A 19,134-nucleotide genomic window follows, 5' to 3' on the forward strand; every position below is an offset into this window, starting at 1 on the left:
GAGTCTCGGCCTGGGTGCCCTGACGGCGGCCCGGCCCGCGGCTGGAATGGGGGTATGACCACTGATCGGATCCGCCGGGCCGGGGCTCGCGCGCTCGCCGCAAAAAGACTTCTCTGGAGCGGGAGTTGGCTGGCCGCCGCACTGAGTGCCGGCGGGCTGCTGATGTCCACCCGACTGGGCACGCACACCCTCTGGGCCGTCAGCGCCCTCGTCGCGTACGCGGGCGCCGCCGCCCTCTGCCTGCTCCTGCCGTGGCCGCGCGCCCGGACGCTCTCGGTGGCGACGGCCCTGACCGGGGCGGTCCTCGTCCCCGCGCTGTACCTCCTGCTCACCGGCGGCGCGCAGAGCGAGGTCGGCGTGATCGAGCGCGCCGGCCGGCTCCTGCTCGCCCAGGGCACCCCGTACCTCGGTGATCCGCAGACGGTCCGCGAGGTCACCCCGTACCTGCCCGGCATGGCCCTCTTCGGGCTGCCCCGGCAGCTGCTCGGGGACTCCGGGCCGCTGGGGCGGCTCCTCGGCGACCCCCGGCTCTGGTGCGCCGCCGCCCTCCTCGGCTGCCTGTGGGCCGGCCGGCGGCTGCTGCGAACGCCCGCCGGCACGCCGTCCGGGCCCGCATGGTCCGCCCGTTCCATCGGTTCCGCCGGTTCCGCCGGTTCCGCCGGTTCCGGCGGACCGGACCGGGCCGCCGGGTCCGCGTACGCGCTCGGCACCGCCGCCCTGCTCGCCTCGCCGCCCGTCGCCCTGCCGGTCGCGGTCAGCGGGGTGGACCTCCCGCTCGCCGGACTGCTCTGCCTGGCCCTCGCGTGCGCGGCGCGCGGCCGCCCGGTCCCCGCCGGGCTGGCGCTCGCGGCGGCCTGCTCCCTCAAGTGGACGGCGGTACCGGCCGTGGCGGTCGCCGTCTGCCTGCTGGCCCACCTCGCCGGCCGGCGCCCCGCCCTGAAGTGCGCGGGCACGGCGCTCGCGGGCACCGCCGCCCTGGTCCTGCCCGCCGTACTGCTCTCGCCCCGGGCCGTGTACGAGCAGGTCCTCGCCTTCCCCACCGGCCGCGGCGAGCTCCGGACCCCGGCCGACAGCCCGATGCCGGGCCGCCTCCTCGCCGACCTCGGCCCCTGGGGCTGGTACGCGGCGGCGGGGCTGCTGCTCGCCGCCGGACTGGCCGTGGCCCTGTCCCTGGCCGCCCGGCCGCCGTACGACCTCGTATCGGCCGCCGACCGCCTCGCCCTCGGACTGTGCGCGGCCTTCCTCCTGGCCCCGGCCGGGCGGTTCGGCTACCTCGCCCTGCCGCTGATCCTGGTGGTGTGGGCCCGCCTGGCCACCGCCGGACAGCGCGGTGCCCGCTCGCGCAGCCGGATCGTACGGTCCTCCGGCCCGGCCCGCCGACCCGGGCCCGGTTCCTCCCGGCGCGCCACCGCGCGCGCCTGACCGGGACCCTTCACTCCGCCGGGTGCGCGCCGCGCAGATGCGCCAGGACGGCCAGCACCCGGCGGTTGCCCTCGGCCGGATCGAGGTCCAGCTTCATGAAGATGTTGCTCGCGTGCTTGACCACCGCGGCCTCGGTCACCGTCAAACGCTGCGCGAGGGCCTGGTTGTTGAGGCCCTCGGCCATCAGCGCGAGCACCTCCCGCTCCCGCGGGGTGAGCCGGTTCAGCGGCCGCTCGGCACTCTGCTGCCGCAGCAGGACCCGCACCACCTCCGGGTCGATGACCGTCCGCCCGGCCGCCACCCGGCGCAGGGCGTCCATGAACTCGGCCACCTCGCCGACCCGGTCCTTGAGCAGATAGCCCAGCCCGCCCTCGGCCGGGCCGGCCCCGCCGAACAGCTGGGTGGCGTACGCGGTGGCCACGTACTGCGAGAGCACCAGCACCGGCAGTCCCGGGTGCCGGGACCGCAGTTCGAGGGCGGCGCGCAGCCCCTCGTCGCCGAAGCCCGGGGGCATCCGCACGTCGGTGATCACCACGTCCGGCCGCTCGGCGTCCACGGCGCGGGCGAGCCCCTCGGCGTCGCCGACCGCGGCGACCACCTCGTGTCCCACCCGCGACAGCAGTTCGACCAGCCCGGCGCGCAGCAGTACGGCGTCCTCGGCCAGCACTACGCGGAGCACGGCACCTCCACGCGCAGCTCGGTGGGCCCGCCCACGGGACTGGTCAAGAGCAGCCTTCCTTTGACGACGGCCAGACGGTCGGCCAATCCTTGCAGACCCGTTCCGGCCGCCGGATCCGCCCCGCCCCGCCCGTCGTCGGTGACCGTCAGGACCAGCCTGCCGCCCTCCAGCCGGCCGCGGACGGCCACCGACCCGGCGCCGCCGTGGCGGGTGGCATTGGCGAGGGCCTCGGTGACCGTGAAGTACGCGACGGTCTCCACCGCGGGGTCGAGCCGGTGCGGCAGCAGGATGTCGGAGGTGACGGACACCGCGCTGCGCAGGGCGAGTTCGTCGACGGCCGCCGCGAGTCCGTGGTCGGTGAGCACCTGCGGGTGGATCCCGCGGATCAGCGCCCGCAGCTCCTCCAGTGCCTGGCGGGCCTCGGTGCGCGCCCGGACGATGAGGGCTCCCGCCGGCGACTCGGCGCCCCCCAGCTCCAGTTCGGCCAGTCCCAGCGTCATCATCAGGGCCACCAGCTGCTGTTGGGCACCGTCGTGCAGGTCCCGCTCGATCCGGCGCCGCTCGGCCTCGAAGGCGTCCGCCAACCGGGCCCGGGAGCGGGTGAGTTCGATGACCTTGCCGGATTCCGACGGCTCTGCGGGCGGCGACAGCAGCAATGCGGCGGCACGCACCTGGGCCCCGGCCAGCAGGGCCCCGGTGTAGGCCGAGAGGACCAGGCCGAGGAGGCCGGCGGCCGTGCCGGGCAGGGCCCCGGCAGGCTCGGAGACGGGCTGCCCGGGCACGAGCATGATCGTGTCGGGCGCGATGCCCCACACGATCACGGGCGCGGCGGTGAGCATCAGGGACAGGCCGAGCAGGGCGGTGAACGCGTACGCGGCGGCCGTGAACACCGTGCCCAAGAGCAGGGCGTAGGCGAACTCCCGCCAGGTCGCCCGCTCCCGCAGCCGGGTGGACAGCCAGGCCGGCACCCCGGGGCGCACCGGCGGGCCGTGCGGGCCTGCGGGCGGCCGGGGCTCGACCAGGCGCAGCCGGCGGCGCTCCGCGGCGGCCACCGGGATCCCGGACAGCACGGCCGCCGTCAGCAGCAGGAGGCCGATCCCGAGCAGGGACAGACCGACCCCCGCCACGATCAGCACGGACAGCACGGCCAGGACCAGGAAGCCGAAGAGGGCCCCGCTGAGCAGGAACGCCCAGGCCCGCAGTGGCCAGAGGGACCAGAGGAAGCGCGCGGGGCGCTGCCGTACCGCCTCCCAGACGGCGACGGACATGGGGCCTCCCGGCCGGTCGGTGGTGATCGTGACGGCTTCCGAGGGTAGGCGCGGGGCGGGGGAGCGGCGGCGGGCGGGGTGCGCGGAGTGGGCGGGGCGGAGCCGGGTTCAGGCGGGGTCGTCTTGGCTTTCGTGGATAATGAGCCCCGTATATGGGCAATCATGCGTAATCGGGGCGGGAAACCTTTGAATCAGAGCAAGGCGGCGCTGGCTGTGGCAGCGCTCGGCACGGTGGCCGTACTGGCGCTGACGGGGTGCGCGGAAGGAGCGGCGGACCGGACCCCGGAGGCCGGGCGGTCCGCGACGCACGGCACGACGGCGCCCGCGGCCACGCCGGAGGCGGGGGACACGGCGGCCGCGGCGGACGCGGCGGACCGGAAGGCGGCCGATCCCCTCGGCCGCGAGGCCGTCGACGCCGAGGTGGACGCGGCGGCGAAGGAGGCCGGACTCGCGGGGCTGTCCCCGGGCCCCGACCCCGACGCCACCTCGCCCGTCGACCGCAAGCTCGGCCCGTGCACCACGCTCTGGATGGGCTGGCCCGACGTGGCGGTGGGCACCGGGACCGGCGCCGCCCCGTTCGCCGCCGTGCTGGGCGCACTGGAGAAGCGCGGCTGGACCGTGGGCGAGCGGCACCAGAGCGGCGCCTTCACCGAAGCCCGCCTGACCAAGGGCGCCTGGACGGTCAAGGGCAAGCTGGAGGAGAGCGACCGCATCGACCGGATCGCCCTGGTCGGCTACCACGAGAGCTGCGCCGCCGACGTGGCCGCCCTCCCCGGCACCCGGGGGCGCTCGTGACCGCCCCCGGCCCGCACGGGCCCTCCGCCCCGCAGCCCGGCGCGGACCCGGAGGCGGCCCTCGCCCCGGCGCGGGAGCTGGAGCAGTGGGCGGCCGACACCGCCCGCCTCGCCCGTACCTTCGAGCGCGGCTTCGAAGCCGTCCACGGTTTCGCCCCCGGCGAGCACCGCGTACGCCGGAACACCGCGCGCGAGGCCGCAGGGATCGCCGACCGGCTGCGCGCGGCCGGAGCGCACCCCTCGGTGGTGGCGTACTGGCAGTCGCTCGGCCCCGTCGAACTCGCCGACCTCCACGTGGGCCTCTGGATCGGCGACGCCATGGACACGGTCCCGGGGGACCGCACCACGCGGCTCACCGGGGCGGTCGAGGACGTGGTGACCGGGTTCGCGACCGACGGCGGCGGTGCCTCCTACGCCGTGAGCACCACCACCGGCCGGGTCTACCACCTGTTCGCGGGCTGCACCGAGCCGGACGGCTCGTACGAGGTCTCCGAGGCGGGGTACTCGGTCGCGGCGCCCCACCTGTGGGCGTTCCTGCAGGAGTTGCGCGCCACGCTGACCGAGGCGGCCGCCTTCGTGGCCGCCCGCGCCTGACCGGCGCGCCGGTCCTCAGGCCGCGAACACCTCGGACTCGTCGGAGAACGCCTTGAACTCCAGGGCGTTCCCCGACGGGTCGAGCAGGAACATCGTCCACTGCTCGCCCACCTCGCCCTCGAACCGCAGGTACGGCTCGATGACGAACTCCGTGCCGGCGGCGCGGAGCCGGTCGGCGAGGGCATGGAAGTCCGCGGTCGTCAGCAGCAGGCCGAAGTGGGGTACGGGCACGCGGTGTCCGTCCACGGAGTTGTGTGCGGGCGCCGGCCCGGGCGGCGCGAGGTGCGTGACGAACTGGTGCCCCTGGAGGTTCCAGTCCACCCAGGTCCCGGTGCTGCGGCCCTCCTCCAGGCCGAGCACCTTTCCGTAGAACTGCCGGGCCGCCGCCAAGTCGTCGACGGGCACGGCCAGATGGAACCGCGGGAGGGGGGATGCGGGGGAAGTCATCGGCAAGTCCCTTGTCTTAATGTTGACATCACGACAATGGTCGAATGTTAACATCGGGGAGTCGAGAGGGGCTGGGGCATGGCTGAACCGGGCAAGGTGGCCCCCGCGCGGCGCCGCGGACTGGCCGACGAGGTGGCGGACCGCATCCGCGAGGCGATCTTCAGCGGGGCGTACCCGCCCGGCGCGCAGTTGCGAGAGGTGGAGCTCGCCGGGGTGATGGACGTCAGCCGGGGCCCGGTGCGCGAGGCCCTGCGGTTCCTGGAGCGCGAAGGGCTCGTCCACTGCGCCTGGCACCGCGGCACCACCGTCACCGCGCTCTCTCCCGAGGACGTGGCCGAACTGGGGTCGCTGCGTGGGGCGTTGGAGGAGCTCGCGGTGCGCCGGGTGATCGCGCACGCCTCCGAGGAGGACCTCGCCTCCCTGGAGAAGGCCGCCGGTCTGATGGCGGACACCACCGACGAGCACGAGATGGTCCGCCTCGACATCGCCTTCCACGACGCGGTGTTCGCCGCTGCGCGGCACCAGCGGCTCGTGGATGCCTGGGAGGCCATCCGCTGCCAGGTCCACCTCTTCCTGGTGACCCGCATCGGTCTGAGCACCGAGGGGTACCTCGACTGCATCCCCTCCGAACACCGGGAACTGGTCGCGGCGTTGCGAGCCCGTGCCACCGACGTGGCCCTCGAACGCTTCGCGGCCCACCGCCGCCTCGCGATGGCCGTGGTCACGGCCGCGCCGGGGCGGGGCTGAGCGCCGCCCCCCTTGGCGGGGCCGGCCCTCACCGCTCCCCGGGCTCCGCCCGGACCCGGGCCTTACCGCCCCCCGGGCTCCGCCGGGCCCCGGGCCTTACCGCTCCCCGGGCTCCGCCCGGACCCGCGCTTGCCCACGGAGCGGGGTCAAATCCAGCCCCTCCGGCGCTTGAGGAGCGGGGTTTGGGGCGGAGCCCCAAGGCACCCCGGCCGGCGCCGGGCACCGGGCTCCGCCCGGACCGGCTCCTCAAACGCCGGAGGGGCTGGGTTGTGCCGGGTCACCGGGCTCCGCCCGGACCCGCTCCTCAAACGCCGGAGGGGCTGGAATGTGCCGCGCGTTCGAGGCGCGGGGTTCGGGGCGGAGCCCCGAGATGACGGCGGGCGGGGTTCAGGCGGTGGGGAGCGGGGTGCGGGTCACCGTCCGGCCGAGGGACGCCGTGAGCCCCGCGAAGACCGCCGCATCGGCCACCGCCGCCGCCCCCGTGTCGTTGTTGAAGAACGCGTACACGTCCTCCCGGTCCGTCCACCCCTCGGCAATGCGCCCCGCCCAGGACTCCAGGGCCCGACGGCCGTAATGCGGCGGCGGCATGGCCAGGCCGCCGTGGAACCGCACGTACCCCCACGGGGCGGTGCGCCACAGCGGGGTCACCGGCCGCGAGCCCCGGTCCGCCCAGCACAACGCGCTGCCGTGCCGCTCCAGCAGGGCCCGCAGCGGGCGCTCGGCCTCCCACCACGAGGGGTGCCGCAGCTCCACCGCCACCCGGACCGCAGGGGGGAAGCAGTCCAGGCAGGCGGCCAGCGCACCGGTGTCCGCGCGGAACGTCGGCGGCAGCTGGAGCAGGATCGGCCCCAGCCGCGGCCCGAGGCCCTCGGCGTGCCCGAGGAGGCGGCGGACCGGCTCCTCGGGGTCGCGCAGGCGCTTGAGGTGCGTCAGGTACCGGCTCGCCTTCACGGCCATGGTGAACCCGGCGGGGGTCCGTTCCCGCCAGGCGGCGAAGACCTCCCTGGCGGGGAGCCGGTAGAAGGCGTTGTTGTTCTCCACGGTGGCGAACCGGCGCGCGTACTCCTCCAGCCAGAGCCGCTGCGGCAGCCCCTCCGGGTAGAGCACGCCGCGCCAGTCCCGGTACTGCCACCCCGAGGTCCCGACGAGGACGGGCATGCCGCAGCCTTTCCCCGGGCCCCGCCGTACGGGGCCGCCCACCGGCACCTGCCCGCCCGGGCGGGGCGTACTCCCCGGCCCTCCCGCAGCCGCCGTCCCGACGGCCGGCATGCGGAGCGCGATCTTCCGGAGCAGGCTGGTGCTGGAGCCGCCCTCGGGCGGACCCCTTCCGCGCCCGCCCAGGAAAGGAACCGGCGATGTTCGCGAGGCTGAGCACGTACCAGGGGTCACCGGTTCCCGAGGAGGCCGAGCTGGCCGTCCACCAGGCGGACCTGGTCGAGCAGGCCCGCGGCCTGCCCGGGTTCCGCGGGCTGTACTACCTCGTGGACCGGGCCTCCGGGCAGGCCCGGACGCTGACCCTCTGGGAGGACGAGCAGAGCCTGCGCGCGAGCGAGGCGCAGGCCGCCCGCATCCGCGAGGAGACCGCCCGCCGCGAAGGCCAGCGCATCGTCACGGTCGAACACTTCGAGGTCGGCATCAGCCACGTCGAGTGAGGCCTCCGACATGGCGGACGGGCGCAGGGACGGGCACAGAGCCGGGCGTGGCGAGGGGTCCGGCGGAGGTTCCAGCGACGGGTCCGGCGGCGGGTTCGGCGACGGGCCCGGGGAAGGGCGCGGGGACGGCCCCAGGGGCACCGGGCGCACGGGCGGGCCCGGGCCCGGGCCCGGCAGCGAGGACGCAGCGGGCCGCCCCACCGGGCCCGCCGCCGAGACGGCCGTGCTCGACGCCACCGCCCAGGCCGACCTCGTCCGGCGCGGCGAGGTCACCCCCGCCGAGCTCGTGACCTGGGCGATCGAGCGGATCGAACGGCTCGACCCGCTCCTCGGCGCGGTCGTCACCCCGATGGCCGAACAGGCGCTCGCGGCCGCCGCCGGCCCGCTCCCACCGGGCCCCTTCGCCGGGGTTCCGTTCCTCGTCAAGGACCTGATCGCCGAGGTCGCCGGGGTCCGCCTCACCGCCGGGTCCCGGTTCACCGGCGAGTTCGTCCCGGACCGGGACAGCGAGCTCGTCGCCCGGCTCCGGCGGGCCGGGCTGCTGATCGTCGGCAAGACGAACACCCCCGAGTTCGGCATGCTCCCCACCTGCGAGCCGGAGCGCCACGGCCCCACCCGCAACCCCTGGGACCCCGCCCTGTCCACGAGTGGATCGAGCGGCGGCTCCGCTGCGGCCGTCGCCTCGGGCATGGTGCCCATGGCCCACGCCAACGACCTGGCCGGCTCCATCCGGTTCCCGGCCTCCGCCTGCGGACTCTTCGGCCTCAAGCCCACCCGCGCCCGCAACCCCCTCGGCCCCCGGCACGGCGACGTGATCGGCGGCTGGCTCACCGAGCACGCGGTCACCCGCAGCGTCCGCGACAGCGCCGCCCTGCTCGACGCCACCTGCGGCCCCGCCCCCGGCGACCCCTACCCGGCACCCCCGTACGAGCGCCCGTACGCCGCTGAAGTGGGCGCCGGACCGGGGCGGCTGCGCATCGCCCACACCCCGCGGATCCCCGGCGGCGCCCCCGGCCATCCGGACTGCACCGCCGCCCTCGACGACGCGGTCGCGCTCTGCGCCGCCCTCGGGCACGAGATGGCCGAGGCGGACCTCCCGGGCCTCACACCGCTCACCGGCGCGGCCATCGGCACGGTCTTCCGGGCCGCGACGGCCTGGTTCGTACGCGGCTGGGCCCTGCGGCTCGGCCGCGAGCCGCAGCCGTACGAGCTCGAACCCCTCACCCGCGCGCACCGGCGGCAGGGCGAGCGGATCTCCGCGGCCGCGTACCTGGACGCGATCGCGGAGCTCCAGCGCTTCTCGCGCACCGTCGCCGCCTTCCTCACCCGCTTCGACCTCTGGCTCACCCCGACCCTGTCCACGCCCCCGCCGCCCCTCGGCCTGATCTCCTCGACCGAGGAGGACCCCGAACGCGCCCTCAGGACCGGCGCCCCGACCGTCGAGTACCCGGCCGTCGTCGCCAACATCACCGGGAACCCCGCGATGTCCGTCCCCCTGTGGTGGAACGCCGCCGGACTCCCCGTCGGCGTGCACTTCCTGGGCCGCCACGGCGAGGAGGCCACGCTGTTCAGGCTGGCCGCCCAGCTGGAGGCCGCCCGCCCGTGGTCGGGCCGCCGGCCCGCCGTGCACGCCACCCGTCCGGCAGCTCCGGGAGGTACGGCGCCCGGCGGGACCCTCCGCTAGTCTCGCCCGCATGCCGGACCTGGTGATCCTGCGGCACGCCAAGAGCGCCTGGCCGCCGGGCGTGCCCGACCCCGACCGCCCCCTCGGACCGCGCGGGCTGCGGGACGCCCCCGCCGCCGGGCGGCTGCTGGCCGCGGCCGAGCGGCCGCCGGACCTCGTCCTGTGCTCCCCGGCCCGGCGCACCCGCCAGACCTGGGAGCTGGCCGCCGCGGAGCTCCCCGCCCCGCCGCCCGTACGCATCGAGCCGCGCCTGTACGGGGCCGAGGCCGAGGACGTGCTCGACCTCCTGCGGGAGGAGCCGCCGGGGGCCCGGCGGCTCCTCGTGGTCGGGCACAACCCCTGCCTCCAGGACCTGGTCCTGCTCCTGGCGGGCGGAGGCCACGGGGAGGAACTGCACCGGGTCGCCGAGAAGTTCCCGACCTCGGCCCTCGCCGTCCTGGACTGCCCTGGCCCCTGGACCGGCCTCGCCCCGGGCACCGCGGAGCTCCGCTCCTTCGAGATCCCGCGCGGCTGACCCGGCCCGCGCCGGAAGACGGGGCCTCCCGCCGCCCTCCGGGGGAGCCCGCCCCTCCGCGTCCCCGTACCGGGGTCCCCCTATGCGCCGCGGCGCCCGCCGCCCCTCTCGATCACCCGGGTACTAGGGGGTCGCTAAGGGTTAACCGGGGCCCGGATGCGTCCATAGCGTGCAGCCCTGACCGGGGGAACCACCCACCCATCGAGGAAATGGCAGGGCTGCATGGAAAGCGTCAGCGTGCTGATCAGCGGAGCGGGGCCGACCGGTCTCACCCTCGCGCTCGAACTGGCTCGCCGCGATGTCCCCGTACGGATCATCGAGAAGGATCCGGGTTTCACCACCGCCTCGCGCGGCAAGGCGGGCATCCAGCCCCGCACCCTGGAGGTCTTCCACGACCTCGGGGTCATCGACAAGGTCCTGGCGTCCGGCACCCAGCGGCTCCCGTTCCGGCGCTACCGCCGGGACCGGCTGATCAACGAGACCATCCCGTACCTGGACAACGCCCCCACCCAGGGCGAACCGTTCCGCCGGCTCCACTTCATGCCCCAGTCCCGCGTCGAGGCCATCCTCCGGGAGCGGCTGGCGGAGTACGGGGTCTCGGTGGAGCGGGGCACCGAGCTCATCGAGTTCAGCCAGAGCGCCGACCGGGTGACGGCCACCCTGGCCACCGCGCACGGCACCGAGCAGGTCGCCGCCGCCTACCTGGCCGGCTGCGACGGCGGCCGCAGCCTGATCCGCAAGTCCCTCGGCATCTCCTTCGACGGGTTCACCGAGGGGGAGAAGCAGCTCATCGTGGGCGACGTCGAGGTGGACGGGCTGGCCCCGGACGCCTGGTACCAGTGGCTGGACCTCGACCTCGGGGTGGTCATGCTGTGCCCGCTGCGCGGCACCCGGTCCTGGCAGATCCAGGCCACCCCGCCCGTCGGCGAGAACGGCCTGCCGATGGAGCCCTCGGTCGAGGCCCTCCAGAAGGCCGTCGACCGGGCCACCGGCATGCCGATCCGCGTGCACAGCGCCACCTGGCTCTCGACCTCGCGCATCAACGTGCGGATGGCCGACCGGCTGCGCGTCGGCCGCGTGTTCATCGGGGGCGACGCCGCCCACGTGCACCCCGTCCTCGGCGCCCTGGGCGCCAACACGGGCGTGCAGGACGGCTACAACCTCGGCTGGAAGCTGGCCCTCGTGCTCGGGGGTGCCCCGCCCGCGCTGCTCGACACGTACGAGGAGGAGCGCCTGCCCGTTGCGCGCTGGACGCTGGACACGGCGGTGGCGAGCACCAAGGCCGTGTTCGAGGAGATGACCGGCGGCACCGGCGGCGCCGAGGCCGGCCTCACGCAGGAGACCCTCCAGCTCGGCCTGGAGTACCGCGCCGGCTCGCTCAGCCGCGACCTGGGCACCGGCGCCTCCGGGGTCCGGGCCGGGGACCGGGCCCCGGATTCGGTCTGCCTCGACATGAACGGCCAGCTGGTCCGGCTGTTCGACGCGTTCCGCGGCCCGCACTTCACGCTGATCGGTTTCGGCGCCGGCTGCGCGGAGGACGTGAGCGAGGTCGCGGCGGCGGCCCCGGAGGGCCTCCGGACGTACCTGCTGGGCGAGCTGCCGGCGGCGTACGGACTGGACGGGGACACGCTGGTCCTCGTCCGCCCCGACGGGTACGTCGGGCTCACCGCGCCGGCGGGGGGCGGCGCGGCGGTGCTCGACTACCTCGGCTCGCTGCTCGGCGATGCCGTGTCCGCGACCACGGCCTGATCCGGCCGGCTCCCGAAGGAAAGGAGAGAGCTCATGGTGTACCGGCCCGATTACTTCCGGCCGCCGGACATCGAGACGCAGTGGGACCTCATCGAGGAGTACCCGCTGGGCCTGATGGCGCTGTCGGTGGAGGGGCGGCCCGCGGCGGTCCACATCCCGTTCGTGCTCGACCGGCACGCCTGGCCGTACGGGAAGCTGCGCGGGCACCTCTCGCGCGGCAACCCGATCTGCGAGGCGCTCGCCGGCAACGTCGAGGTGGTCGTGGCCTTCCTCGGCCCCAGCGCCTACATCTCGCCCGACCACTACGCCTCGCAGCCGCACTTCCCCACCTGGGCCTACGCCTCCGTGCAGGTCATGGGGCGGCCGCGGCTGCTGGACGAGGTGCGGACGATGCGGCAGCTGGACGACCTGATCGAGGACCAGGAGTCCCGGCTCGCCCCGAAGCAGCCCTGGTCGCTGCCGCGCCGGGCGAGCGCGCTGTTCGACGAGTACCTGCGGCTGATCCAGGGCTTCGAGATCCCGATCGGCCGCATCGACGGGGTCTACAAGCTCGGGCAGAACAAGTCCGCGGCGGACATGGAGTCCCAGGCGCGGGCCTTCCGCGAGCGGGGCACCGACAGCATGGACCGGCTGGCCGACTACATCGAGCGGCACAACCGCCTGGAGCGGCAGCAGCCCGGCAGCGGGCCGGCCGGACCGGCCGACTGATCCACAGGTCCACACGAGCACGGAGAAGGCGCCGCCTCGGCCGAGGCGGCGCCTTCTCCGTGCTCTCGCGTCTTCCTGCTCGGGCGTCTTCGCGCTCTCGCCGGTTCGTGCTCCGTGCGTGCGCCGGGCCGTCAGCCGGCGGCGTCCGCCAGCCCGCGGCGCAGCAGGGCGAAGGCGTGGTCGGCGTCCGCCACGGCCTCCGGGTAGACCTCGTCCGCGCTCCGACCGCCGACGATGCGCTGCCAGTTCACCGAGGCCAGGATCCGCTCGGTGGCGATCACCTGGCCGGCCAGCAGGGCCGCGGTGATCTCGGGGCGCTCCCCGCCGACCGCGTCGAGCAGGGTCTCGGCGAGGGCCTCCTCGGCCTGGGCCAGGTACTGGCTGACGCGCGCCACGAGGCTCGGGGTGGAGTAGACGAGCGTGTGGAAGGCGAGCACGCCCTCGTCGTCGTTGAGCCCGGTGATCGGGTCGCGGTCCGCCAGCCCGTCGAGGAAGTGGCGGTGCAGGGCGTCCACCGCGGACATCCCCGCGGGCCGCTCGGCCACCACGGTGCTGCTCACCGTCTGGTGGTCGGCGAACCGGTGGACGACCAGGTCCTCCTTCGTCGGGAAGTACTTGAACAGCGTGGGCTTGGAGACCTCGGCCACGGCGGCGATGTCCACCACGGACACCTGATCGAACCCGTGTTCGAGGAACAGGGTGATCGCCGCGTCGGAGATGGTCTCCCGCGTCTTCTGCTTCTTGCGTTCGCGCAAACCCATGGGTGCTGACACCGTTCCACCGTAGCACATCCCTTACCAGGGCAATCAGATGACCGAGTCTGTGAATTGACTTGGTTAAGAAATCTGGTCTAGTGTCCGCCGTCGGACGGCGAACCGCTCCCGCGACGACGGCACGAAGAGACGGAAGGACCACAGGCGCATGGCACAGCCAACAACGGCCCCCACGGAGAGGTCGGTCCGCTACCGGTGGTGGGGCCTGGGGGTGATCGCGCTCGCCCAGCTGATGGTCATGCTCGACATGACCATCGTGAACATCGCACTGCCCTGGGCCCAGAAGGACACCGGGATGTCCGACGTCAGCCGGCAGTGGGTGGTGACCGCCTACACCCTGGCGTTCGGGGCGCTCCTGCTCCTCGGCGGCCGCATCGGGGACGTCATGGGGCGCCGGCGCGCCTTCATCGCCGGCGCGGTCGGCTTCGCCGCGGCCTCGGTGGTCGGCGGCGCCGCCCCCAACGCCGAAGCCCTCGTCGGAGCCCGGGTCGCACAGGGCGTGTTCGCCGCCCTGCTCGTCCCCTCCACCCTGGCCATGCTCGCCACCACCTTCACCGAACCCCGCGAACGCGCCAAGGCCTTCGGGGTCTTCAGCTCCGTGGCCAGCGCGGGCGGCGCGATCGGCCTCCTCGGCGGCGGGGTCATCACCGAATACCTCGACTGGCGCTGGTGCTTCTACGTCAACGTGCCGATCGGCGTGGCCGTCGTCGCCGGAGCCTGGCTGCTGCTCCCGTCCATGCCCGCCAACCGCCAGCGGGTGGACGTACCCGGCGCGGTGCTCTCCGCCTGCGGCATGCTCGCCCTCGTCTACGCCTTCGACCAGGCGGCCACCCACAGCTGGTCCTCGCCCCGGGTCCTCGGCTGCCTCGCGGCCGCCCTGGTCCTGCTCGCCGGCTTCGGCATCGTCCAGTCCCGGGGACGGGTCCCGCTGCTCCCGCTGCGCCTGGTCGCCGACCGCAACCGGATCGGTGCCAGCCTCACCATCGCCCTGGCCATGGTGAGCCTCTTCGGCCTGTTCCTCATCCTGACCTACCAGCTCCAGGTGGTCATGGAGTTCTCCCCGCTGCGCACCGGCCTGGCGATCCTCCCCGCCACCGTGGCCACGGTCCTCACCTCCACGCAGATCGCGGCCCGGCTCGTGCCCCGCGTGCCGCTGCGCCTGCTGGTGGTCCCGGGCCTGCTCATCGCGATGCTCGGACTCCTCAACCTCGGCCGGCTCACCCCGGAGAGCTCGTACGCCTCGACCCTCATGCCCACCCAGATCCTGCTCGGCATCGGCGTCGGCCTGGTGATCTCCCCCTGCATCAGCGCCGCCACCTACCAGGTGCCGCCGCGCGAGGTGGGAGTCGTCTCGGCCTTCGTCAGCACCTCCCAGCAGCTCGGCGGCTCCATCGGAACCGCGCTGCTCAACGCGATCGCCACCAGCGTCACCGCAGACCGCCTCGCGGGCGGCGGCCACAGCGGCAAGGCCGTGACCGAGGCCACCGTCCACGGCTACGCCGTCGCGAGCCTGTGGGCCGCCGGGATCACCGCGGCCGCCGCCGTGTTCGCCGGCCTGCTGATCACCATCGACCTGCGCAAGCCGCAGCAGCCCGCCGCCGACGCGGCACCGGCCAAGGAGAGCGACCTGGCGCCCAGTCGCTGACGCTGCTCCCGACCGGCGGCCACCGGGTAAAACCCCCGGCCCGGCGGCCGCCCGGGCCGCCCGCGGACGGTGTTCCACACCCCCGCGGGCGGCCCCTACCCAGCCCCTACAGCCCCTCATTTCACCTCAGGCCACCGGCCGCCCGGGAGAGTCGTCCGTAGGCTGCACCGCGACCCGTGAACGGCCCCGGAGCCGTCATTTTCGAGGATGTGCCCATGGTTCAGAATTCCGCCCCGCTCGAACTCGACCACGCATTCATGCAGGACCCCCACTCGGTCTACGCCCGGCTGAACGAAAAGGGCAGGGCGCACCGGGTGATGATGCCCCCCGAAGTCCCCGTCTGCGGCGGACTTCCGGTCTGGCTGATCACCGGATACGAGGAAGTGCGCGCGGCGCTCGCCGATCCCCGCCTGAGCACCGACCTCAACCGTACGGACCGCCTGTTCGCGCAGAACGAGCCGGACCGCAACAAGCGCGGTGCCTTCTCCTCCGCACTGGCCACCCACATGCTGCACTCCGACCCGCCGGACCACACCCGGCTGCGGAAACTCGTGAACAAGGCCTTCACCAGCCGTGCCATCGAGAAACTCCGGCCGGAAATCGAGCAGATCACCGCCGAACTGCTCGCCGGACTTCCCGCCGAGGACACGGTGGACCTGCTCGACGCCTTCGCCTTCCCGCTGCCGATCCGCGTGATCTGCCTGCTTCTGGGCGTACCGCTCGAAGAGCAGGAGAACTTCAAGTCCTGGTCCAAGGCGCTCGTTTCCGGGGATTCCCCGGAGGCCACCGCGGCCGCCTCGACCGCAATGATCGAATACCTCCGCGAACTCATCGAGCGCAAGCGCCGGATGCCCACCGAGGACGTGCTCGCCGCCCTGGTCGCGGCCCGTGACGTGGACGACCGGCTCAGCGAGACGGAACTCGTCTCGATGGCCTTCCTGTTGTTCATCGGCGGCCACGAGACCACCGTCAACACCCTCGGCAACGGGCTGCTCCACCTGATGGCCAACCTCGACCAGTGGGAGGCCCTCCGCGCGGACCGCTCCCTGCTGCCCGGAGCCGTCGAGGAGTTCCTCCGCCTGGAGAGCCCGCTCAAGCACGCCACCTTCCGCTGCGCCACCGAGCCCCTGACCATCGGCGAAGTGGAGATCCCCGCCGGGGACTTCGTCCTCCTGGCGCTGGCCTCCGCCAACCGCGACCCGGAGCGCTTCGGCGCACCGCACGCCCTCGACATCCGCCGCCCCACCGGCGGCCACGTGGCCTTCGGACACGGCATCCACTACTGCCTCGGGGCGCCGCTGGCGAGGATGGAGGCGCAGCTGGCGTTCGACGCCCTGCTCGACACCTTCCCCGACATGCGGCTCGCGGCGGACCCCGAGGACATGCGGTGGCGGACCAGCACCCTTATCCGCGGACTCCACTCACTGCCGGTGCGGCTGAACCGCCGATAGCGGCCAGGCCTTGGGGCAGGTCGTCGCGGCGGGACAGGTTGAGCTTGCGCAGGACCCGCGTCATGTGCTGCTCGACCGTGCTGACCGTGATGAACAGCCGGCGGGCGATCTCCCGGTTGGTGTGCCCGTCCGCGGCGAGGGCCGCCACCCGCAGCTCCGCCGCGGACAGCACCTCGTGGGCCTGCCCCTCGCCCTGGTGCCCGGCGGCGCAGCCCTGCCCCTCGGCCGCCCGCTCCGCGTCCGGCAGCAGGTTCCGGGCCAGCGGCTCGGCCCGGCACTTCTTCGCCAGCCGGTAGGCCCGCCGGATGATGACCCGCGCCCGGTTGGACTGCCCGAGCACCTGGTACGCCCGGCCGAGGTCGCCCAGGGCCCGGGCGAGCAGGAACTCCGAGCCCGACTCCTGGAGTTCGTCCGTGGCCTGCTTCAGCAGCCGCAGCCGCTGGCGGGGCGCCGTGGTCGCGGCCAGCAGGCGCAGCGCCTCCCCGTGGATCCGCGGGTGCTGCTCGTGGGCGGACAGCTCCTCGCGCAGGTACGGCACGGCCTGGGCCGGCTGGCCCAGCCGCAGGTGGGTCTCGGCCACCCCGGTGCGCCACGGGATCAGCGTGGTGTGCCCCACCCCCCAGGCCTCCAGGGCCTTCCCGCAGGCCAGGAAGTCGCCGAGGGCCGCCTGCAGGCGCCCCGTGGCCAGGTGGAACTGGCCGCGCGCATACAGGTAGTGCTGCCCGAAGAGCGTCTGGAACACCGCCTCCGGCAGCGGCTGGTTGAGCCGGGCCTGCGCCTCCTCGTACCGGCCCATCGCGGTGAGCGCGTACACCGAACTCGCCAGCGGCAGGCCGATGCTCAGCCCCCAGCCCCGCGAGGACATCAGGGTGAGGGCGCGGTCGCAGCGCTTCTCCGCCTCGTGCAGCCGGCCCTGCCGGACCAGGTTGGCGGCCTGGAAGGAGGACAGCAGCGCGTCCCAGGTCGGGATGTTCCGGTCCCGGGCCGCCTCCAGGAGCGTGGTGGACCAGGCGTCGACCTGGTCGGTGCGGTCCGCGTAGAACAGCGTCATCAGCGCGAGCGGAATGGTCTCCAGCGTCGGGTTCAGACTGGAGATCTGCAGGATGTGCCCGGCACCCACCACGGCCGGCTCCGGCTCCCCGCCGCGCAGTACGGCGGACAGCGCGGCCGCGGCGTGGAAGCGGGGCTGCGCGGCGATCGCCGCGGGCCCGAGCTCCCCGCCGGGATCGGGGGCCGAGTCCCCGAACATCCGCCGGTGGAACGGCGGGCACAGCACGGACAGCCACAGCCGCAGCGTACGGATCTCGGCCGCGGCCTCCTCGCGCGGTCCGGCCGCCAGCTGCTCGTCGACCAGCCGCAGCACGTCCGCCGCCTCGTCCACGTAGCCGTGCCAGACCAGGTTCTTGACCAGGGACATCGCCCCCGACTCCACGGTGAGGTGGCCGTCCTTGAGCGCCTCCTTGAGGTCCGGGAGCCGGCGCATCGCCTTGGACGGATCGACCTGCCAGGCCGACACGGTGCGCTGGAACAGGATCGACGCCCGCATGCGGCCGTCCGGGCTGGTGGCGTGGGCCAGGTCGAACAGGCTCATCGCCGTCGGGAAGTCGTCGTCCGCGAGGGCATCCGCCGCGGCTTCCTGGAGCAGTGGGGGAGCCCAGGACTCATGGATGCCACCGGCCGCCACGATGTGCTCGGCGACCGTGCGCGGGTCCGCGCCGTTGTCGTGGAGCAGGACGGCCGCCCGCCGGTGCAGACCGGTGCGCTCCTCGTCGGAGACCTCTGCGCACAGCACCGCGTGCACCTTCGGGTGCCGGAAGCCCATGCCGGTCAGCAGCCCGGCCTGGGTCAGTTCCCGGACCAGCGCGCCGGCCCCGTTCGCGCCGCCGCCCTCCAGGACCACCGGCAGGGCGCCCGGCCCGAGCACCGCCAGGTTGCGGGCCAGGTCCGCCGCCGGCGCGCTGATCCGGTGCACGCAGTCGACCACCGCGGAGTCGAAGGCCTCGCCCGCCACCGGCAGCGGCACGGCCACCCCGGAGGCCGGGGCCGCGGAGTCCATGGCGGTGCGCGTGTCCTCTATCAGCGCCTGCACCAGCAGCGGGCTGCCCCCGCTCGCCGCGTGGAACTCCCGCACGACCGGGGCCGCGGGGGTCCCGCCCAGTTGCTCGGCCAGCAGCAGGGCCACGTCCCCGGTGGTCAGGGGACCCACCCGCAGCTGGTGGAATCCCGGCTGGCGGGCGAATTCGGCGCGGGCGGCGGAATAGGCGGGACAGCCCCGCGGACGATCCGTGAACACGCCCAGGACGCGCGAGGCGAACATGCGGCGGTTGAGATAGGCGAGGCAGCTCAGCGATTCGGCATCCGCCTCGTGGAGGTCGTCGACGGCCAGTACGACGGGCTGCGCGCCGGCCCGTGCCAAAACCGCCGCGCTGAATTCCTCGGTGATCTGGTCGGGTGTCGTGGGGGTGGCCGACGGGTGTGCCCCGGGATTTCGAGTTCCGGCTTCCAGGCGCTCCTTTGTCTGCCGCGCCGCTTCGTCGAGAAGGCTCACCTGGTTGAGCAACTGGTGCACGACGCCCCACGCGTTGTCCCGTTCCTCACGGGAACACGCCGCTCTCAGGACAAGAGCTCCGGAAGACGCCGCTCGTTGCGCGAAATGGTGCAGGAGAGTGGTCTTGCCAACGGCTGCGGGCCCGCTGAGCAGGGCGATCGACCCCTGTCCGCGGTCACTCGCAGCCAATAGATCCTTCAGTTCGGCGAGTTGTGTGTCCCGTCCGACGATGGACATCTTCGGGTTTGCTCCCTCAGTGGCTGCAGCTTCGGTGTCTCTTCAAGCCATCCTGTGCAACTCCGAAGGGCTGGGAAGCATTCCGTGACCAGCACCACAGGGACTTGGCGTGAGTGTGACGTTTTCGAGGGAGTATTCGGCCAACATGACAGTGCGGGAATAAGTCGGTTGCGGTCGGGGAGAAAAAGAAATCGCCGCCCGGGGCGAGGAACACCCCGGGCG

General features: G+C 74.1%; 17 protein-coding genes. 11 read left to right on the top strand and 6 right to left on the bottom strand.

Translation table 11 applies throughout. The features are described 5' to 3' along the window. Positions 1–54 precede the first annotated feature (54 nt). Positions 55–1,422 carry a glycosyltransferase 87 family protein gene (locus tag ACZ407_RS17215; protein WP_468128908.1) on the top strand — a complete coding sequence of 456 codons (1,368 nt, stop codon included), beginning with the start codon at positions 55–57 and terminating at the stop codon, positions 1,420–1,422. A gap of 10 nt (positions 1,423–1,432) precedes the next feature. Here ACZ407_RS17215 and ACZ407_RS17220 read toward each other — a convergent pair whose 3' ends face one another. Together ACZ407_RS17220 and ACZ407_RS17225 are read right to left on the bottom strand one after the other, a co-directional pair. Further along, entirely contained in the window at positions 1,433–2,101 is a 669-nt protein-coding gene (locus tag ACZ407_RS17220; RefSeq protein WP_468128909.1) for a response regulator, read from the bottom strand. Beyond that, positions 2,089–3,369: a sensor histidine kinase gene (locus ACZ407_RS17225; protein ID WP_468128910.1), complete on the bottom strand. Its 1,281-nt coding sequence runs from the start codon at positions 3,367–3,369 to the stop codon at positions 2,089–2,091. Before ACZ407_RS17225 ends, ACZ407_RS17220 begins: the two co-directional genes overlap by 13 nt. A gap of 186 nt (positions 3,370–3,555) precedes the next feature. Between ACZ407_RS17225 and ACZ407_RS17230 the strand changes: the two genes are divergently transcribed. Then, entirely contained in the window at positions 3,556–4,164 is a 609-nt protein-coding gene (locus ACZ407_RS17230; RefSeq protein WP_468128911.1) for a hypothetical protein, read from the top strand. Further along, positions 4,161–4,757 carry a hypothetical protein gene (locus ACZ407_RS17235; RefSeq protein ID WP_468128912.1) on the top strand — a complete coding sequence of 199 codons (597 nt, stop codon included), beginning with the start codon at positions 4,161–4,163 and terminating at the stop codon, positions 4,755–4,757. The genes ACZ407_RS17230 and ACZ407_RS17235 overlap by 4 nt, the downstream gene beginning before the upstream one ends. A gap of 15 nt (positions 4,758–4,772) precedes the next feature. Here the strand turns inward: ACZ407_RS17235 and ACZ407_RS17240 are convergent, their stop codons facing one another. Then, on the bottom strand, positions 4,773–5,204 hold the full coding sequence (locus ACZ407_RS17240; RefSeq protein ID WP_468128913.1) for a VOC family protein: 432 nt from the start codon (positions 5,202–5,204) through the stop codon (positions 4,773–4,775). Between the two features lie 96 nt (positions 5,205–5,300). On the opposite strand from ACZ407_RS17240, the gene ACZ407_RS17245 reads away from it, so the two are divergent. Further along, a complete protein-coding gene (locus tag ACZ407_RS17245; RefSeq protein ID WP_468128946.1) occupies positions 5,301–5,951 on the top strand; it encodes a GntR family transcriptional regulator in 651 nt (216 codons plus the stop codon). 387 nt (positions 5,952–6,338) lie between these two features. On the opposite strand, the gene ACZ407_RS17250 is transcribed toward ACZ407_RS17245, so the two are convergent. Further along, the gene (locus tag ACZ407_RS17250; RefSeq protein WP_468128914.1) at positions 6,339–7,109 is read right to left on the bottom strand and encodes a DUF72 domain-containing protein; all 771 of its coding nucleotides are present in this window, start codon (positions 7,107–7,109) and stop codon (positions 6,339–6,341) included. A 197-nt stretch (positions 7,110–7,306) separates the two neighbouring features. On the opposite strand from ACZ407_RS17250, the gene ACZ407_RS17255 reads away from it, so the two are divergent. From ACZ407_RS17255 to ACZ407_RS17275, 5 genes are all read left to right on the top strand, one after another. Further along, positions 7,307–7,603 (top strand): hypothetical protein, encoded by a 297-nt coding sequence (locus ACZ407_RS17255; RefSeq protein WP_468128915.1) that lies wholly within the window; start codon positions 7,307–7,309, stop codon positions 7,601–7,603. Between the two features lie 223 nt (positions 7,604–7,826). Then, on the top strand, positions 7,827–9,287 hold the full coding sequence (locus ACZ407_RS17260; RefSeq protein ID WP_468128916.1) for an amidase: 1,461 nt from the start codon (positions 7,827–7,829) through the stop codon (positions 9,285–9,287). A 10-nt stretch (positions 9,288–9,297) separates the two neighbouring features. Then, positions 9,298–9,801, top strand: a complete 504-nt coding sequence (locus ACZ407_RS17265) for a SixA phosphatase family protein (protein ID WP_468128917.1) — start codon at positions 9,298–9,300, stop codon at positions 9,799–9,801. 222 nt (positions 9,802–10,023) lie between these two features. Next, positions 10,024–11,550, top strand: coding sequence for an FAD-dependent monooxygenase (locus ACZ407_RS17270; RefSeq protein WP_468128918.1), 1,527 nt, complete (start codon positions 10,024–10,026; stop codon positions 11,548–11,550). Between the two features lie 33 nt (positions 11,551–11,583). Next, complete coding sequence (locus tag ACZ407_RS17275) at positions 11,584–12,258, top strand: FMN-binding negative transcriptional regulator (RefSeq protein WP_468128919.1); 675 nt, start codon at positions 11,584–11,586, stop codon at positions 12,256–12,258. 131 nt (positions 12,259–12,389) lie between these two features. On the opposite strand, the gene ACZ407_RS17280 is transcribed toward ACZ407_RS17275, so the two are convergent. Beyond that, a complete protein-coding gene (locus ACZ407_RS17280; RefSeq protein ID WP_468128920.1) occupies positions 12,390–13,031 on the bottom strand; it encodes a TetR/AcrR family transcriptional regulator in 642 nt (213 codons plus the stop codon). Between the two features lie 148 nt (positions 13,032–13,179). On the opposite strand from ACZ407_RS17280, the gene ACZ407_RS17285 reads away from it, so the two are divergent. Further along, positions 13,180–14,676 (top strand): MFS transporter, encoded by a 1,497-nt coding sequence (locus ACZ407_RS17285; protein WP_468128921.1) that lies wholly within the window; start codon positions 13,180–13,182, stop codon positions 14,674–14,676. Between the two features lie 215 nt (positions 14,677–14,891). Continuing rightward, positions 14,892–16,127, top strand: a complete 1,236-nt coding sequence (locus ACZ407_RS17290) for a cytochrome P450 family protein (protein WP_468128922.1) — start codon at positions 14,892–14,894, stop codon at positions 16,125–16,127. Here ACZ407_RS17290 and ACZ407_RS17295 read toward each other — a convergent pair. Continuing rightward, positions 16,081–18,912 carry an ATP-binding protein gene (locus ACZ407_RS17295; RefSeq protein WP_468128923.1) on the bottom strand — a complete coding sequence of 944 codons (2,832 nt, stop codon included), beginning with the start codon at positions 18,910–18,912 and terminating at the stop codon, positions 16,081–16,083. The genes ACZ407_RS17290 and ACZ407_RS17295 overlap by 47 nt on opposite strands. Positions 18,913–19,134 lie beyond the last annotated feature (222 nt).

Source organism: Streptomyces sp. NPDC030809 (assembly GCF_055572195.1).

Excerpts from the sequence above, each read along its gene's own strand:
- ACZ407_RS17215 (WP_468128908.1), top strand. The coding sequence starts at position 55 with ATGACCACTGATCGGATCCGCCGGGCCGGGGCTCGCGCGCTCGCCGCA.
- ACZ407_RS17225 (WP_468128910.1), bottom strand. The coding sequence starts at position 3,369 with ATGTCCGTCGCCGTCTGGGAGGCGGTACGGCAGCGCCCCGCGCGCTTC.
- ACZ407_RS17240 (WP_468128913.1), bottom strand. The coding sequence starts at position 5,204 with ATGACTTCCCCCGCATCCCCCCTCCCGCGGTTCCATCTGGCCGTGCCC.
- ACZ407_RS17250 (WP_468128914.1), bottom strand. The coding sequence starts at position 7,109 with ATGCCCGTCCTCGTCGGGACCTCGGGGTGGCAGTACCGGGACTGGCGC.
- ACZ407_RS17255 (WP_468128915.1), top strand. The coding sequence starts at position 7,307 with ATGTTCGCGAGGCTGAGCACGTACCAGGGGTCACCGGTTCCCGAGGAG.
- ACZ407_RS17265 (WP_468128917.1), top strand. The coding sequence starts at position 9,298 with ATGCCGGACCTGGTGATCCTGCGGCACGCCAAGAGCGCCTGGCCGCCG.
- ACZ407_RS17270 (WP_468128918.1), top strand. The coding sequence starts at position 10,024 with ATGGAAAGCGTCAGCGTGCTGATCAGCGGAGCGGGGCCGACCGGTCTC.
- ACZ407_RS17275 (WP_468128919.1), top strand. The coding sequence starts at position 11,584 with ATGGTGTACCGGCCCGATTACTTCCGGCCGCCGGACATCGAGACGCAG.
- ACZ407_RS17285 (WP_468128921.1), top strand. The coding sequence starts at position 13,180 with ATGGCACAGCCAACAACGGCCCCCACGGAGAGGTCGGTCCGCTACCGG.
- ACZ407_RS17290 (WP_468128922.1), top strand. The coding sequence starts at position 14,892 with ATGGTTCAGAATTCCGCCCCGCTCGAACTCGACCACGCATTCATGCAG.
- ACZ407_RS17295 (WP_468128923.1), bottom strand. The coding sequence starts at position 18,912 with ATGTCCATCGTCGGACGGGACACACAACTCGCCGAACTGAAGGATCTA.